The organism is Acinetobacter sp. BEC1-S18-ESBL-01, from assembly GCF_014169935.1.
GTDB classification, from domain to species: domain Bacteria; phylum Pseudomonadota; class Gammaproteobacteria; order Pseudomonadales; family Moraxellaceae; genus Acinetobacter; species Acinetobacter pittii.
Window position 1 is genome coordinate 3,744,575 of the sequence record NZ_AP022302.1, and the last position, 16,915, is coordinate 3,761,489.

The 16,915-nt window shown below is 38.9% G+C and carries 18 protein-coding genes; 5 read left to right on the forward strand and 13 right to left on the reverse strand.

The features are described from left to right. Position 1: 1 nt before the first annotated feature. Positions 2 to 628 (reverse strand): LysE family transporter, encoded by a 627-nt coding sequence (locus H7R46_RS17835; RefSeq protein WP_086260867.1) that lies wholly within the window; start codon positions 626 to 628, stop codon positions 2 to 4. Positions 629 to 786: 158 nt separating this feature from the next. Between H7R46_RS17835 and H7R46_RS17840 the strand changes: the two genes are divergently transcribed. Then, entirely contained in the window at positions 787 to 1,707 is a 921-nt protein-coding gene (locus tag H7R46_RS17840; protein ID WP_014208122.1) for a Dyp-type peroxidase, read from the forward strand. A 44-nt stretch (positions 1,708 to 1,751) separates the two neighbouring features. On the opposite strand, the gene H7R46_RS17845 is transcribed toward H7R46_RS17840, so the two are convergent. Next, positions 1,752 to 3,449 carry an NAD-dependent malic enzyme gene (locus H7R46_RS17845; protein WP_005079543.1) on the reverse strand — a complete coding sequence of 566 codons (1,698 nt, stop codon included), beginning with the start codon at positions 3,447 to 3,449 and terminating at the stop codon, positions 1,752 to 1,754. 494 nt (positions 3,450 to 3,943) lie between these two features. On the opposite strand from H7R46_RS17845, the gene argS reads away from it, so the two are divergent. Continuing rightward, positions 3,944 to 5,734: an arginine--tRNA ligase gene (gene argS / locus H7R46_RS17850; protein WP_086260866.1), complete on the forward strand. Its 1,791-nt coding sequence runs from the start codon at positions 3,944 to 3,946 to the stop codon at positions 5,732 to 5,734. A 157-nt stretch (positions 5,735 to 5,891) separates the two neighbouring features. Next, positions 5,892 to 6,506 (forward strand): SPOR domain-containing protein, encoded by a 615-nt coding sequence (locus H7R46_RS17855; protein WP_005804763.1) that lies wholly within the window; start codon positions 5,892 to 5,894, stop codon positions 6,504 to 6,506. A gap of 40 nt (positions 6,507 to 6,546) precedes the next feature. On the opposite strand, the gene H7R46_RS17860 is transcribed toward H7R46_RS17855, so the two are convergent. The 6 genes from H7R46_RS17860 to guaA all read right to left on the reverse strand — a co-directional run bounded on the left by H7R46_RS17860 (position 6,547) and on the right by guaA (position 11,450). Continuing rightward, positions 6,547 to 7,203 carry a glutathione S-transferase family protein gene (locus H7R46_RS17860; RefSeq protein WP_182924226.1) on the reverse strand — a complete coding sequence of 219 codons (657 nt, stop codon included), beginning with the start codon at positions 7,201 to 7,203 and terminating at the stop codon, positions 6,547 to 6,549. A gap of 113 nt (positions 7,204 to 7,316) precedes the next feature. Beyond that, positions 7,317 to 7,724: an OsmC family protein gene (locus tag H7R46_RS17865; protein ID WP_002114081.1), complete on the reverse strand. Its 408-nt coding sequence runs from the start codon at positions 7,722 to 7,724 to the stop codon at positions 7,317 to 7,319. Next, a complete protein-coding gene (locus H7R46_RS17870; RefSeq protein WP_086260864.1) occupies positions 7,721 to 8,668 on the reverse strand; it encodes a pirin family protein in 948 nt (315 codons plus the stop codon). Before H7R46_RS17870 ends, H7R46_RS17865 begins: the two co-directional genes overlap by 4 nt. A 156-nt stretch (positions 8,669 to 8,824) precedes the next feature. After that, positions 8,825 to 9,130 carry a DUF3861 domain-containing protein gene (locus H7R46_RS17875; RefSeq protein ID WP_002114086.1) on the reverse strand — a complete coding sequence of 102 codons (306 nt, stop codon included), beginning with the start codon at positions 9,128 to 9,130 and terminating at the stop codon, positions 8,825 to 8,827. 59 nt (positions 9,131 to 9,189) lie between these two features. Further along, a complete protein-coding gene (locus tag H7R46_RS17880) occupies positions 9,190 to 9,696 on the reverse strand; it encodes a PadR family transcriptional regulator (protein ID WP_086260863.1) in 507 nt (168 codons plus the stop codon). A gap of 185 nt (positions 9,697 to 9,881) precedes the next feature. Next, on the reverse strand, positions 9,882 to 11,450 hold the full coding sequence (guaA, locus tag H7R46_RS17885; RefSeq protein ID WP_002114136.1) for a glutamine-hydrolyzing GMP synthase: 1,569 nt from the start codon (positions 11,448 to 11,450) through the stop codon (positions 9,882 to 9,884). A 385-nt stretch (positions 11,451 to 11,835) separates the two neighbouring features. On the opposite strand from guaA, the gene H7R46_RS17890 reads away from it, so the two are divergent. Continuing rightward, entirely contained in the window at positions 11,836 to 13,053 is a 1,218-nt protein-coding gene (locus H7R46_RS17890; protein WP_014208114.1) for a DUF445 domain-containing protein, read from the forward strand. A 63-nt stretch (positions 13,054 to 13,116) separates the two neighbouring features. Here the strand turns inward: H7R46_RS17890 and H7R46_RS17895 are convergent, their stop codons facing one another. Further along, positions 13,117 to 13,554, reverse strand: coding sequence for a DoxX family protein (locus H7R46_RS17895; protein ID WP_002114126.1), 438 nt, complete (start codon positions 13,552 to 13,554; stop codon positions 13,117 to 13,119). Positions 13,555 to 13,748: 194 nt separating this feature from the next. On the opposite strand from H7R46_RS17895, the gene H7R46_RS17900 reads away from it, so the two are divergent. Continuing rightward, complete coding sequence (locus H7R46_RS17900) at positions 13,749 to 14,390, forward strand: DedA family protein (protein ID WP_086260862.1); 642 nt, start codon at positions 13,749 to 13,751, stop codon at positions 14,388 to 14,390. Positions 14,391 to 14,398: 8 nt separating this feature from the next. Here H7R46_RS17900 and H7R46_RS17905 read toward each other — a convergent pair whose 3' ends face one another. The 4 genes from H7R46_RS17905 to H7R46_RS17920 form a co-directional block, all read right to left on the reverse strand. Further along, positions 14,399 to 14,989, reverse strand: coding sequence for a LysE family translocator (locus tag H7R46_RS17905; protein WP_069141660.1), 591 nt, complete (start codon positions 14,987 to 14,989; stop codon positions 14,399 to 14,401). A 214-nt stretch (positions 14,990 to 15,203) separates the two neighbouring features. Next, positions 15,204 to 15,590, reverse strand: coding sequence for a hypothetical protein (locus tag H7R46_RS17910; protein ID WP_002114091.1), 387 nt, complete (start codon positions 15,588 to 15,590; stop codon positions 15,204 to 15,206). A gap of 10 nt (positions 15,591 to 15,600) precedes the next feature. After that, positions 15,601 to 16,443, reverse strand: coding sequence for a ParA family protein (locus H7R46_RS17915; protein WP_005071966.1), 843 nt, complete (start codon positions 16,441 to 16,443; stop codon positions 15,601 to 15,603). A 76-nt stretch (positions 16,444 to 16,519) separates the two neighbouring features. After that, positions 16,520 to 16,912 carry a SirB2 family protein gene (locus H7R46_RS17920; protein WP_005071964.1) on the reverse strand — a complete coding sequence of 131 codons (393 nt, stop codon included), beginning with the start codon at positions 16,910 to 16,912 and terminating at the stop codon, positions 16,520 to 16,522. Positions 16,913 to 16,915 lie beyond the last annotated feature (3 nt).

Consider the following 16,915-nt stretch of genomic DNA (forward strand, 5'->3'; position numbering starts at 1 on the left):
ACTAGGCCGCCTGATGCACTGTGCTCAATAATAAAGCCGCACAGCTAAACATCACAGCAAAGCCCCGATTTAAATATTTTTGCTGTCTAGGGGATCGAAGTAATCTTAAAACCTTGGATGCCAGCCCCGTATATCCAGCCATTACAATCAAATCGATCGTAATCATAGCGGCCGCCATAATTAGATATTGTATCCATTGGGGCTTACTCAAATCTAAGAACTGCGGCAGAACTGCCAATAAAAATACGATCGCCTTAGGATTGCTAATATTAACCACAAAACCATTTAATAGCAGAGCTAAAGCAGACTTATCTTTTTTTTCTTGTTGAATTTCTATATCTTTTATAGGTGCTATCCACTGCAGATAGGCCAAATACAATAAATAGGCTACACCGAACCACTTAACGACCTGAAAAGCTAAAGGAGTCGTTGCAAATAAGACCCCGACACCTGCTGCCACCACCATAATTTGAAGCACCAAGGCAACTTGTAAGCCGATTGCATTCCAGTAACCATGTCTAAAACCATAGTTTAGACCACTCGACATTGAGGCAATAGCTCCCGCACCCGGAGAGATACTAATGACCCAACAGGCCAACATATAGGCAAACCAAACTTGCAAAGACATAGTAAAAATAGACAATAAAAGTGGAATTATACTGTTTTATAAAACTATATTGATGAGAATTCAAACAATAAAATCAAGAAATAGACTACTAACCGCTCTTCGCATCAGGCACAATAATTAAAGCTCATACTAAATTATAATTGAGGAGATACCTTCCAATGACTGCTCAATCTGTCATTTTGCCGTTGCCATCAGATCATGCCCGATTTATTGTTCTTCGTTTAAAAGACTTATCAATTGATGAATTAAAAGAACAACTCGAAGCGTTGTTTGAAACACGCGACCGTCTCATTACTCAGCATTCAGACGCGCAAATTAAAACAGCAGTCGCTTTTGGTCCAGAACTTTGGAAGCAACTTTACAGTCAATCTCCTGCTGGCTTTAAACAACTTGAACCAGAAAACGGCGCATTCAACATGCCAGCTGTTCCCGCTGATGTCCTCATCCATATTGCTAGTATGCGTTCTGATATTTGTTTTGCATTAAGCCAAGCATTTTTTGAAGGTATTAAAGATAAAGTTGAAGTTCTTGATGAGCGTGTTTGCTTCCGTTATTTCGATGGTCGCGATATTACTGGCTTTATAGATGGTACTGAAAACCCTCAATTTCCAGATGACCGCGCGGAAACAGCCCTACTCCCAGAAAGTGCTGGAGTATTTGCAGATGGTAGTTTCATATTTGCACAGCGCTATGCACACGACTTAGAAAAATGGAAAAAACTAAAAGTTGATGCTCAAGAAAATGTCATGGGTCGTACTAAGCTTGAGTCAATTGAACTTGATGATGACGTTAAACCAGAAAATGCCCATGTTGCCCGTACTGTCGTTGAAGATGACGAAGGCGAAGAAATGGAAATCTTGCGTCATAGTCTGCCTTATGGCGACGGCCGAGGCGATCAAGGCTTATTCTTCATTGCTTATACTAAAGACCTGAGCATTATTGATGCCATGTTAAAGCGTATGTTTGGTACAAGTGGAGATGGTATCCATGACCGCTTATTGCATTTCGTGACACCACTAGACGGCGCATATTACTTTGCACCAAGTGAAGAATTACTAGAAGAAGTTTTAGAAGACTAAAATAAAAAAGAGGAGCTTAAGCTCCTCTTTTTACGTTCTTAATCTTAGAAAGGAATACGCTTATATTTACGGTATTCTGGCTTCCAGAATGATTGATCTATTTTTTGCTGTAGCAAATCATCACTAATCGTTACTGCCACGCCATCTGCCATTGCAGCTTTGGCAACTTCAAATGCAATCACTTTAGAGACTTGCTGAATTTCACCCAAAGGTGGCAATAAATCAGCTTGCGGATCTTTTAGTAATGGCGAGCAATTCGCTAAAGCACTACTTGAAGCCATTAACATATTTTCAGTAACGCGTTTAGCACCCGATGCCACCACACCCAGCCCAATGCCCGGGAAAATGTACGAGTTATTACACTGAGAAATATTATAAAGCTTGCCGTGATGATTCACAGGAGCAAACGGGCTACCTGTTGCAATTAACGCTCTACCTTCAGTCCACTCTACAATATCTGCTGGCACAGCCTCAACACGTGAAGTTGGGTTAGACAATGGCATGACAATTGGGCGTTCACAATTCGCCGCCATGGTCTTAATGATTTCTTCTGTGAACAAGCCTGGCTGACCAGAAACGCCAATTAACACTGTAGGCTTCGCATTTTTAACAACATCAAGTAGTGAAATCACTTCTTCAATATTGCCCCACTGATCAACCACCTCAGCTTTTTGTGCTAACTTACGTTGGAAGTCGAGCAAGTTTGGCTGATTCTCAGTGATCAAACCAAAACGGTCTACCATATAAACGCGAGCACGCGCTTCAGAATCAGTCAGACCTTCAGCAACCATTTGAGCAATAATTTGTTCCGCAATACCGCATCCCGCAGAACCCGCGCCTAAGAAAGCAATTGTTTGATCTTTTAATTGCTTGCCTGCTGCACGACTTGCAGCAATCAAACTACCTACAGATACCGCTGCTGTTCCTTGAATATCATCGTTAAAACAACAAATTTTATCTCGATACTTTTCTAAAAGCGGCATCGCATTTTTTTGTGCGAAATCTTCAAACTGAATTAACGCTTTTGGCCAACGACGCTTCACAGCCTCAATCACCATATCGACAAATGCGTAATATTCATCGCCACTAATACGTGGCTGACGCCAACCCATATAGATCGGATCATTTAACAATTGTGGATTATTCGTCCCTACATCAATTGTGATTGGTAATGTATAAGCTGGACTAATCCCACCACAAGCGGTGTAAAGTGAAAGTTTTCCAATAGGAATCCCCATTCCGCCAATACCTTGGTCACCAAGACCTAGGATACGTTCACCATCAGTAATCACGATGACTTTTACATTATTTTTATTTACGTTCTGCAAAATATCATCAATCACATCACGATCTGGATATGAAATAAAAACACCACGATGACGACGATAGATATCAGAGAAACGCTGACATGCCTCACCCACTGTTGGGGTATAAATAATCGGCATCATTTCTTCAAGATGATTTTCGATTAAATGATAGAACAAGGTTTCGTTGGTATCTTGGATATTACGCAAATAGATATGTCGATTGATATCATCAGTAAAAGCGCAATATTGTTGATAAGAGCGCTGGCTCTGCTCTTCAATAGTTTCAATAATATGGGGGAGTAAACCGTGTAAGTTAAAGTTACTTCTTTCTTCTTCAGTGAAAGCCGAACCTTTATTTAAGAGTGGTAACTCTAAAAGTGTAAAACCTGCATATGGAATATAAAGGGGATGTTTACTTGGGTGTCCTGATATCATTGCCTATCTCATTTTCCAGCTTAGAGTAGAGAAAAACACGTTTTGTATGGTCTCTAAAACTCTTTGTGCGTATAAGCTTAAGCCTAATTCGATCAAAATAGATATTTTAAACCGTGATGTTAAAATTAAACACTATTTAGTTACAACATGTTTAAAAATAATTAATAGAAATCAGTATTTTAATATTTTTATAATTTTAAAAACCTCTTTTATTTTCTCAATTTTAAAAGCCATAATTATATGAGTTAGTGGCAACAGGTATTTCCTCAGGAAATAATATTAAATTAAACACTTAATTTACTCATCAAAACTACCCAAAAGGCTTGTAATTCTTTATTTTCAGAATAGTAAGGCGATTCATCAACCAACATTCATTTAAAAAATAATCATCAGTAATTTGCATAAAGAATTATTGGAATATCAAATCCCCTCCCCTAAGTCATCGGAAATTTGCTATATTTGACGTTTTTCTGCGACATCTATTTTCGATTGATATGAATACGGCAATACAAGCAGCTCTCGACCATGCAGTGCAAACTCTTCAACAAGAAGGGGTGCTTCCTTCCGACTGGAAAAACACAAGCAATTTAACACGCACCAAAGACCGAAGCCATGGCGACTTTGCTTCTAATATTGCCATGATCGGCTCGAAAGCTGCTGGTATGAAACCACGTGATTTAGCCGAGAAAGTTCTAGCTGCATTACCAGAAGTGGCAGATATCAGTAAAGCTGAAATCGCAGGACCCGGATTTATTAACTTCTTTTTAAATGCAGACCAGCGTTTTGCTATTCTTGATCAAATTCAAGCACAAAAAGAAATTTTTGGTCGTAGCCAAGCAAATGCAGCGAAAAAGATTCAAGTCGAATTTGTTTCTGCAAACCCTACGTCTAGCCTACACGTAGGTCATGGACGTGGTGCGGCATACGGTATGACTGTTGCTAATTTACTTGAAGCAACGGGTGCTAAAGTTGACCGTGAGTACTACGTGAATGATGCTGGTCGTCAAATGGATATTTTGGCGACTTCTACTTATTTACGTTATTTGGAACTACTTGGACAAGACCTTGTATTCCCTAAAAATGCATATCAAGGCGATTACGTTAAAGAAATCGCACAAGGCATTATTGATAAAGATGGCGACGCTTACGTTCGTGAAGTTGCGAATGTTTATAAAGATGTACCAGAAGATGTGCAATATGCTGAAGAGCTAGATAGCGAAGGTAACAAAGTTGTGTTATCTGGTGATAAAGAAAAGCATATTGATGGCCTTATTGCCAACTCACAACAATTGTTAGGTGAAGGTTACCGCGTATTCCACCAAGCTGCTCTTCATGCCATTTTAGATGACATTAAAGATGACCTTGCTGACTTTGGTGTAACGTTCAACCAATGGTTTAGTGAAGCATCTCTTAGTGCAAAAATTGATGAAGCTTTAGAAACACTTGATCAACGTGGCTTCCTTTATGAAAAAGATGGCAACATCTGGTTCAAGTCGACTGAATTTGGTGATGAAAAAGACCGTGTTGTTAAGCGTCGTAATGGCCAAACGACTTACTTTGCATCTGACATTGCATACCACTTAAATAAACTACAACGTGGTTATACTGACCTAATCGATATTTGGGGTTCTGACCACCACGGCTATATTTCTCGCGTAAAAGCGGCGATTGATGCAATGGGTTACGACTCTAAAAAACTGACTGTTCTTTTAGTTCAGTTCGTAAGTTTATGGCGTGGCGGCGAGATGGTTCAAATGTCTTCTCGTTCAGGTCAATTCGTGACTTTACGTGACTTACGTAAAGAAGTGGGCAATGACGCAGCTCGTTTCTACTACGTAATGCGTAAGAGTGAACAACACATCGACTTTGACCTTGACCTTGCTGTTTCACAAAGTAAAGACAATGCTGTGTACTATATTCAATATGCACACGCACGTATTTGTCGTATGTTAGAAAAAGCAGCAAGCACAGATTTACAATTCGATGTAAACGCTGCTCGTCCACATGCAGCTCGCTTGTCTCTTGATGCAGAAACTGAGATTCTTGCTAAACTGGCAGCATACCCAGACGCGGTATTACGTGCTGCAAATGCATATGAACCTCATCAGGTTGGTAACTACTTAAAAGAGTTAGCTGCCCTGTTCCATGGTTGGTACAATGAACATAAAGTATTAAGCGATGATGCAGAGCTTACACAAGCCCGTTTATTGCTTTCAATCAATGTACAACAAGTGCTTCGTAATGGTTTAGAATTACTTGGTGTATCTGCACCAGAATCTATGTAATAAATATATTGCATGACAGCAAATTAAAGGTCATGCAATATATAGTAAGCGGTGGTTTGTATAGCTAAAATATCAATACAAACCACTGTTTTTAGCATCGTAAGACGAGACTCAAACTCGAATTAAAAAACAATCAAAATACAGAGGAATAATCCACGTGTTTGGCAAAACGCAACGCGGTGTATCTGAAAGACCTAATAAGCCTAAAAAGCCCCTAATTCCCAAATGGTTAGGGACACTTGTCGCTATTTTGGCGGTCTTATGTATCGCTGTAATGCTTATGCTTTGGAAACCTTGGCAACCTGTTCCTGCGAAAAATCAGATTACTTCTGAACATTATCAAGAAGAAGATACTAATAAAGACTATCGCTTCTACGACCTATTGCCTCAACAACAGGTTACTCCTATTCCTGAACAAGCGATCCCTGAAAGCAAAAATCAAGGCACTGCTATGATCGTTGAGGCACCAAGTACCACTCAACCAGCGGCCTCTGAAAGTGTAGGAATTGACCCGAATCAGTCAGCTACAACTCCTCAGCAACCTACATATATTTTACAAGTTCGTAGTTATAACGATCCTGATCAGGCTGATGCCCGCCGTGCAGAAATCATTTTAAATGGCTTATCTGCGGACGTAGTCAAAAGTACTGAAAACGGACAAACATGGTATCGCGTTATTTCCGGACCGTATGATACTCAAGACGCTGCCTTGGCTGCTCAGCAGACCTTACAACACAGTGGTATTGACTCAATCGTGATCAAACGCAAGTAAAGTGAAAATAAAGAAGGAACAAATATTTGTTCCTTTTCTTTTAAATATCAGCACAATTCCTTTCATTAGAACCAATTCCCTTTTGTCTCGCTTTTTGAAACGCAGGTCTTTGCTGAATACGGTGTAAAAAAGCTTGAATATGAGGGTATTTACCCTGTAAGCGAGATTGTAAAGCTTCCAAAGGAAAGCTCATTTGAATATCAGCGAATGAAAAATCACCTGCAAAATATTCATGCTCTGCCAAATAGTTTTCTAAAAAACTAATATGATCTTTCATACGTGGGCGAACAAAATTTGCCTTCACCCCTTCCGTGATTTTTTTAGCTACTGGTTGAATTAACCATGGCACATGCTTATTTACACTATTCATGACTAATAACGGCATAAGTGAACCTTCTGCATAGTGCATCCAATAAATATACTGCTGTAAATCTTGTGGCTCTGTAGGTTTAAATTGTTGCTTCTGATCATAACGCTGCTGTAAATATTCTAAAATCACAGCTGATTCTGCGATGACTTGTTCATCATCAGTCAAAATCGGAGCTTTACCTAAAGGATGAATACATTTCAATGTTTCTGGAGCGGAATAGTTAGGTAGACGTTGATAATAATGAATATCATAATCTAATCCCAACTCTTCTAAAGCCCATAGAATTCGAAACGATCGCGAACATTCCAGGTGGTGTACACTAATCATGTTATTGCCTGCTTTTATTTTTCTTTTTTACATAAAAAACAGCATGTGAACATGCTGTTTTATTCCATTTGTGGGATGGATATAAAATCATCCACCTCAACAAAATAGCATTTTTACGCTGTAACAAGCACAGTATGAATGTCTAAACTACGTAACAAAGTTTTAGTGACTGGGGTTTTACCGCATACCGCTAAGATTTTTTGTTGAAGCTCTTCGTTTGGCAAGTCTTTAAAAACAATACGACGTTCTATATGTTCTTCATGTTCTCTATTGGTATGAAAATCAATTTCAACCGAAAACTCACCAAAGTCATAACCTTTATGCTTCGCATACATTCTTAAAGTAATGAGTGTACAAGCTGCCAAACTTCCAGTAAGCAAATCATAAGGCGCTGGGCCTTGATCTTGCCCTTCTAACTTTTCTGGCTCATCACAAAAATATTGGTGACGACCACTGGTGATTTCGCCCTTCCATTGTTCAGCAAGGGGCTTTGCTTTACTGCTTGCGATTACTGCTGTCATTTTGATGCTCTCATTTGATCAGGAAGAACAGGGGCTTCTAAACGTGCACCAACATAATCTGGAATTTCACCAAAACGTGCATCATGGTTAATCCATTGCTCACGCGCTTCTTTTAAATCATCCATAGTACGTGCAACAAAATTCCACCAGAGTAAAATTGGCGTTTCAAACGGTTCACCACCAATCAAAAGAATACGATTACCTTTTTTTACTTCAATCTCAATTTCACTCAGTCCAGTATCTAATACCACCATGTTGTCAGCAGTTAACTCATGGCCATTTACACGAGCACTACCCTCAAGCGCCATAAAACCATATTCATAATTAGGATTTAATGGAATGCGGGTTTTCGTATCTTCGGTAGCAATGAGGTCAACACCCACTAACGGCGTATGTACCAAGACTGGAGAAGTAGTTGCCAAATATTCACCCACAAGCACGGTAAACTCTAGACCGTCTTTCTCAACAACAGGCAGTTCAGGATAATGTTCAAATTTCGGATCCATGTTGCGCTTAGCATCTGGTAAGGCAATCCAGAGCTGAGCAGCGTGCATTTGAGTTTCTGTATGAGGTGCAACTTCTGTATGTGAAATTCCGTGACCTGCCGTCATTAAATTAACTTGTTTAGGTCGAATCAGTTGTTTTGAACCTAAGCTATCGGTATGCATCATGGTGCCTTCAATCATCCACGTGAAGGTTTGCAAACCAATATGAGGATGAGGACCAACATCTAAACCATCACCCGCCGGAAAAGTTACTGGGCCCGCATGATCTAGGAAACACCAAGCACCAATCATTCGTTTTTGTCGGCTAGGTAAAGCCCGCTTAATGACTGTCCCCTGTCCAATTTCAGCAGAGCGAATTGGAAATTCCTGAATAAACTGATTGGCAAATTTTTCGCAATCCTTTGAATCAGAAATATCGTAATCATTATTATTGCTCATGATATTACTCTCTTTTACCTATGCTTTTGCAATGAGTCGTTGTAATGATCTTAACAATACACTCATTATTCAATATAGTCTTTTAGTAATACACAGGGTGCCATGAATGAGACAATCATTTGTTAATTACATAACATTAAAGCTGCATTGAGCAGCTTAAGATGATTGAGTTTTAACGAGCTGTTTCAGGTTTTTCATAAATTGACCAAATTGTGGGAGAAACTCTTGAAATAGTGGGTGGTCACGGTTTTCAAGCATAACCTCACTAAAAAGTTTTAGCCCAACTCCAAAAGATTTTGTAGTTTCATCATCAAAAAAATCTGCTTTTTTTAAGCGTTCAACAATTTCAAAAATATCGTCATGATTTCCCGCATAGAATTCAAGGCGTTCAGTATAAGTTGAAGCTTCTCCTTTTGCATTTTTTAAGTGTTGTACCGTGACATGATATTGATGTTGTTTCATATATAAATTCTCTCTTAAAATTAATAACTTTGAAAAATTTCAACTTGTTTAGGGTCGATTTATAGGCGCCCAATAGCAACAGCAACCTGATCAATTTTTTCGGCAATTTGATAAATCTGCTCTTGCTGTAAACCTGCCGAGTTCAACTTCAACCGTAAGGCTGTTTTTAGGTTTTCCATTGCACGGTGAATTTCGATTAATTCATCATTACTGTGGATTTCTCGTCTTAAACGTAGTTTTTCTAATAACTCTTTCAACTTGTCTTGTTGTTCAGTTAAATAAGCCTTCCCAAATTCCGTGATTTGATATTGCTTACGCTCTACATCCAGCAAATTAATCAAATTCATTTCTTCAAGACTGGTTAATGTTGGATAAATTGTTCCTGCGCTTGGCGTATAGCCATCGCCTACCAAATCACTTATTTCTTTAATAATTTCATAACCATGCTTTGGGTTTTGCTGAATGAGATGAAGCACCAAAAGTTTCATGCGTCCAGCTTCAAAAAGTCTCCCACGGCGTCCCGAACGATGATGTTCAGCATGATGCTGTTCTGATTGTTGTTTCATCTTTTAATATCCAAAATGATCAATTTATAATTATTAAGATATATCTTAATATATCTTTAATCAAGTAAAAGTAATAAGCTTTGATCTATTGCTTTGATAGTTATCAAAATTAATTTTTAGCTTTAAAATCTAAGTAATAAAAAAGGACGCTAATGCGTCCTTTTTTAACAACAACTAGAGGAAAATTATTCCCACTCAATCGTTGCTGGTGGTTTAGATGACACGTCGTATACAACACGTGATACATCTTTAATTTCATTCATAATACGCGTTGAGATTTTATCAACCAATTCGTATGGTAAATGTGCAAAACGAGCTGTCATAAAGTCAACCGTTTCAACTGCACGAAGCGCAATTACCCATGCATAACGACGACCATCACCTACTACACCAACTGACTTAACAGGTTGGAATACGGCAAACGCTTGAGCAGTTTTATCATACCAACCGCTGTCACGAAGCTCTTGCATGAAGATGTCATCAGCAAGACGAAGAATATCAGCATATTCTTTCTTCACTTCACCCAAAATACGAACACCTAAACCAGGGCCCGGGAATGGATGACGGTAAATCATGCTATGTGGCAAACCAAGTGTAGTACCTAACTTACGAACTTCGTCTTTGAACAAGTCACGTAAAGGCTCTACCAATTCAAATGCTAAATCTTCTGGTAAACCACCCACGTTGTGGTGTGATTTAATTACGTGTGCTTTACCTTGTTTGCTTGCAGCAGATTCGATTACGTCTGGGTAAATCGTACCTTGTGCCAAGAATTTCACGCCATCAAGTTTACGTGCTTCTTCAGCAAATACCTCAATGAATTCACGACCAATGATTTTACGTTTTTTCTCTGGATCAACTTCACCAGCCAATGCAGTTAAGAAACGTTGTTCAGCATCTGCACGAATAACACGGATACCCATGTTTTCAGCAAACATTTGCATCACTTGGTCACCTTCGTTTAAACGAAGTAAACCGTTATCAACAAATACACATGTTAGCTGGTCGCCAATTGCTTTGTGTAAAAGCGCAGCAACGACAGATGAGTCAACACCACCTGAAAGGCCTAAAAGAACTTTTTCATTACCGATTTGTTCACGTAATTGTTCTACACGTAAATCGATGATGTGTTCAGGTGTCCAAAGGCCACCACATCCACAAATTTTATGAACGAAGTTTGCAAGTAACTCTTCACCTTTTGCCGTGTGTGTTACTTCTGGGTGGAATTGCACGCCATAGAAACGACGCGCTTCATCACTTACAGCAGCAACTGGACAGCTTGGTGTGCTTGCAGTAATGGTAAAGCCTTCTGGAATCTGGCTAACTTTGTCACCATGACTCATCCAAACATGAAGTTGGTTTTCACGGTCTTGTAAGTTACCAATCAGTTGGTCGCGTTTAACGATATCAACTTCGGCATAACCAAACTCATGTACAGTACCTGGCTCAACTTTACCGCCTAACTGTTCAGACATGGTTTGCAAGCCATAGCAAATACCCAATACTGGAACGCCTAACTCAAACACTACTTGTGGTGCGCGAGGGCTGCCTTCTTCATGCACACTCTCAGGTCCACCTGACAAAATAATGCCATTTGGCTTAAAAGCGCGAATGTCTTCTTCAGACATATCAAAAGCATACATTTCAGAGTAAACACCAGCTTCACGTACACGACGTGCAATGAGCTGACTATATTGAGAGCCGAAATCCAGAATCAGGATACGATCTTCAGTAATTTGAGTATTGGTAGTCATGACAAACCACTAAATGGCAAAAGAATTAAGCGCGCCATTTTAACATTTTTCGCGCTTCGGCGCACCGCAAATCATCATATATCTTATTTTTTTCATATCAGAATCATTTCTATAATTGGATTGTTTGATATAAATCAAAATTTACTTATATTTATCAACTGTATGGGTTACGCTTAAAAACTCCATGTGTATTGATAAATTCATCACATTCTATGCAACATCACCTTGAATTTGATGTTAAGATGAGCCGATAAAACAGGCATTACCATGGAAAGGTAAATACCATAAGCGATATTTGTCTGTGCTTAAACAATTATCCATTTTTATGGCTTGTTGCCCCCTATCAAAATCAATAGAAATCTAAGGAACAACAATGCTTCAAACTATGATTGCAGATTTCCAGCAACATTTTTGGTTGTATGTCTCTATTCCTTTTATGAGTGGTTTAATTGGCTATATCACCAAGGTGGTTGCCATCCAGATGATGTTTTCACCACTTGAATTTAAAGGTATTAAACCATTTTTGGGTTGGCAAGGCATCGTGCCTCGCAAAGCCGAGAAAATGGCAACCATTGCTGTTGAGCTCATGACAGCAAAGCTCATTAAGCCTGAAGAAATTTTTGCACGCCTAGATCCTAAACGTATTGCCAAAGAAATAGAAAAACCCCTACTTGCAGCGGCTGAAGATATTACCCGTGACGTTGCTCAAGAGTATCAGCCTGGTTTATGGGAGGGCATGCCAGAATTTGCTCGCCAAAGACTCATCCGTCGTGTGCAATCCAAAGCACCAGAAATTGTTGAACACATCATGAGCGAAGTACAACGTGATGTGAATCGATACTTTGATATTAAACATCTTGTTATCAGCAACTTGCTTAAAGATAAACGTTTGCTCAACAATATTTTTAAACGTGTAGGGAAACAAGAATTTAAATTTTTCAGTAATGTAGGCTTTGTATTTGGCTTCGGTATTGGTGTAATTCAGATGCTGTGCTGGATTGTCACTCAAGGAAAATATCCTTGGATGCTACCTTTATTTGGTGGTTTTGTGGGTTTCTTCAGTGACTGGATTGCACTGCAAATGATGTTTAGACCACTTTATCCTAAAAAGATATTGGGTTACACATGGCAAGGTCTGTTTATTAAACGTCAAAATGAAGTTGCAGCTGACTATGCAGCTTTAATTTCTAAGCAGCTTTTAACTTCACGTCACATGATGGAAGAGTTATTTTCTGGTACACATTCTGCACGTGTTATTGATCTGGTTAACCGCCATGTCAAACAAGAAATTGATATGCAAGCTGGGGTTATTCGTCCGTTAGTTGTATATGCAATTGGCGGAGAAAAATATCAGAATATGAAATCACAAGTTGCTGAACGTATTATGCAACAGCTTCCAGAGACGATGAAATATGTAGAGTCTTATGCAGAAGATGCAATGAATATTCGTAGCACACTCATTGAGCGTATGCAAAAATTAACACCTTCTGAATTTGAAGGGATGTTACGTCCTGCATTTAAAGAAGATGAGTGGGCCTTGATTGCAGTCGGCGCAGTTCTTGGTTTCGTGGTTGGGGAATTGCAAATCCAATTTATGCTTTAATTTCTAAATAAAGAAATAAAAAACCGGATGAATTGCTCATCCGGTTTTCTTTTGTCTTATATCTTATTTTTCGATTGCATGATCCAGACTAATACGGCCAGCACCATGAAGCATTAGGAAGAATAAACCACCTGCCATTGCTAAGTTTTTCATAAAATGGATGCCATTATTGTATTGTGCTGCTGCGTCAGCCCCACCTTGGTGGAACAAGAATGCAGTTAAAATACTAAAGATACCAAGACCGAAAGCTGCAAAGCGCGCTTGGAAACCAAATAACAAGGCTAAACCACCACCAAACTCAACCAAGATAACTAATGGGAGAATTCCACCTGGTACACCCATTGCTTCCATATATCCTGCAGTTGCTGCATAACCGGTAATTTTCCCCCAACCAGCAACAAGGAAGATATAAGCCATAAGAAGACGAGCAATAAGGCTAATAAAACTGTCCGCGCCTGATTGTGTTACGATATTTTTGACCACTACATTTGGATTAAACATTTTGCCACCTTTATTTAAATGCTTATTTATTGATGAGCTCATTCTAGGTTTGGGACATTGATAATTAAATACTCAAAATCCATATATATCGTTGCACAAACAGGATGATCAATTTGTATATTTTTGATGTTTTATACTGACTTTCTATAGGGTCACTGCTAGGATTTGAGCACGGTTTACCACTTAATCATCTCATGGAACTTCTTGATTTTATTCTACACGTTGATCAACATCTCGCCGAGTTTATTACAAATTACGGGACGTGGATTTATGGCATTTTATTTTTAATTATCTTTGTCGAAACCGGTTTAGTGGTTATGCCGTTTTTACCGGGAGATAGTCTACTATTTGCAGCTGGTGCTTTAGCAGCATCTACAGGTGCGATGGATCCATGGTTATTGGGTGCTCTACTCTTCATTGCTGCCGTTTTAGGCGATACAGTGAACTACCATATTGGTCGTTTTATCGGTCCACGTGTATTTGAAATGAATTCACGATTCATTAATAAGCAGCATTTAATTAAAACCCAAGAATTCTTTGCTCGTCATGGTGGCAAAACAATTATTTTTGCTCGCTTTGTTCCATTTGCCCGTACTTTTGCCCCTTTTGTTGCGGGTGCTGGTAGCATGAACTATAAGTTTTTCTTAACTTATAATGTGATTGGCGCATTTTGTTGGGTCGCTTCTTTTGTGGCGTTAGGCTATCTATTTGGAAATATGCCAATCGTTAAAGACAACTTCACTCATCTTATTTTTGGCATCATTATTATTAGTGTTTTACCGGGCATCATCGGCTTTATACGTGAAAAACTAAAAAGCCGGAAAACCAATACTTAAGGCTTAATTTAGAAGAAACGGAATACCACTGGAAGCATACATAAAATAAGCAACATAGCCGATCCTTTATATAAATGATCGGCTTTTATTTTTTGTACTGGGCCCGTTAATAGTGCACGTCCAAAAATCATCCAGAAACTCGCAGCTGGAATGAGCGTCAATGTAAAAATACCAAATACCATTAGACAATTTTCAGGCGAATTCCATGTTTCGGCAGGGAAAATACCTGCAGCAAAAAGTAAAGATTTCGGATTTTTTAAGGTTGAGAAGAATAATTGACGTGGGCGAATGTTACGGTGAGTTTGACTAAATTGTTGTAAATGGGTGGTTTTCCATAATCGGAATGCCATCCAGAACACATACGCCACACTTGTAATATGTAAAATGAGCAATAACGCCGGCCAAACTGGTGCTGCCAAATGAATAAACACAGCCCAAAAGCTAATACCGTAGGCATAGCCTAACCATTCCATAGGAATAAGCCAAAATGCTTTAGATAAACCTTGAGAATGAGCAGCGGTTGCAAGTAAAGCATTTGTCGGCCCAGGAATGAGCAAAACAGCCAACATTGCCAATACAAAAAACCAACTCTCAATCATAAAGTTTCCATAATATCCAAGATGGGGCCACCTTAAACGAAACAGGCAAAATATAGCAAGTTTATAAGGCTTTTTGATTACAGAAAATACAGAATTTTGGAAGCTTAAAAATTGATAAACCACTTATTTATATTAATTTTATTATGAAACATTTTGCTAAACTTTATTCATCACAACATGCCTTAGTTAGCATATTGTGATGTAAAGTTGACTATTAATTGGTCTTTTTACGGACAATAATTGGACAATTCTTGAACTGAGCAGCCTGAACAATCGCTTCTTGTTGGCCTAAAACACGTGAAAGTTCGGTATTTTTCGTTGAAGAAGACTGTCCCATGTTTACAGAAATAGATGGGCCGAATCCCCAACCACCTCGTCCCCAGCCACCACCGAGTCCAAGACCAACACCCATACCTGTACTTTTTGGAGTTTGCACGCCATTGTCGATATATTGCTGAATACGGTTATATTCACTTTGTAGCTGTTGGCAGCTCAAAGATTGATATTGTGTTGGAGACACATAAGTCGGTTTTACCGTTGTAGCACAAGCGCCAAGGAGTAAAGTGGCTGCCACCAAAGGCGCAATATATAAGCCTTTCATCATTTTTCTCTTATCGTTTTGGCTCAATCTCACCAAACAATGTCTCATAAGCTTGAGTCAATTTATGTTCGGGTGCCAAATGGGCCAAAGGTAAATTTTTCTGATGCGATTCTTTCATCAAAATCGAAGGCGGTAACATGCTATTGAGTACAGGCAACCCTTCATCTTTTAACTGCTGAACCACTTCCCGAGGTAATTTTGCTTGGGATTGGAATTGATTCACCACAATTCCTTCAATTTCCAAGCGATCATTATGATCATCTTGCGTTTCGAGAACATTTTCAATCAATGTTTGTAACGCACGCTTTGAAAAAACATCACAGTCGAAAGGAATAAGTACTTTATCTGCCGCAATCAGAGCAGAAAGAGTAAAAAAGTTAAATGCTGGTGGTGTGTCTATATAGATACGGTCATATCGCCCAACTAAGTTTTGGATCGAATCACGTAATTTATAAATTTTATGTTTACTTTCAAGCGCATGTTCAAGCGCGCCAAGTGTAGGGCTAGCTGGGAGCACATCTAATTTTGCAAAAGGAGTTGAATGAACAAAACTGTCGAGATCTTTATTTCTTGGAGCTTTTAAAATTGAACCTAATGCGTTACCGATTAAACCCTTTTGTTGATTGTTGCCCAACACATCATCAAAGAAATTTTCGATATTTGGCTCTAAAATTGATTTTTCAGCAGAATAGGTTGCTTCGTCACCTAAAAGATACTGACTAGAATTGGCTTGAGGATCAAGATCGATCACCAATGTTCTTAAGCCATGTTTGGCACTAATTGCAGCCAAATTTACAGTAATACTTGATTTCCCTACACCGCCTTTTTGGTTAAACACCACACGAGTTAACATGTTTCCCTCTGCATATTATTTTACTGTACGCAGTTTAACCTAGAGCTTAATCAAAAAGGCAAAGAATGTAGAACAATTAAGCAAAAACAGGTTTCACAATCACTAAGATAATAATAGCAATAAATGCAATCGCACTAATGACTAAACCTGCACGGCGCTGTGCCAACAAAAGAGTGTCATCTTTTTTAAAGGCTTTCATCAGGGAAGATAACAACACTAAAAATAGAATAATTTTAGCGTAAAACCACGGTTGTACTTGAAAGTCTTTCATGACTAACAAAATTGCACCCGTAATGAAAACCACGGTAAATGACAAATGTTGTAAGGCAACTAATACTTTACGCCCTGCTGGATTGGGTTGTTCACCTTGAACACCTATAAACAGAGTTGAAGCGCGTAAAACAAAGACCATAAGTGCGGCAGCTACCGCAGTCATATGAATAATTTTAGTGAGTAAATGTGCATCCATGAA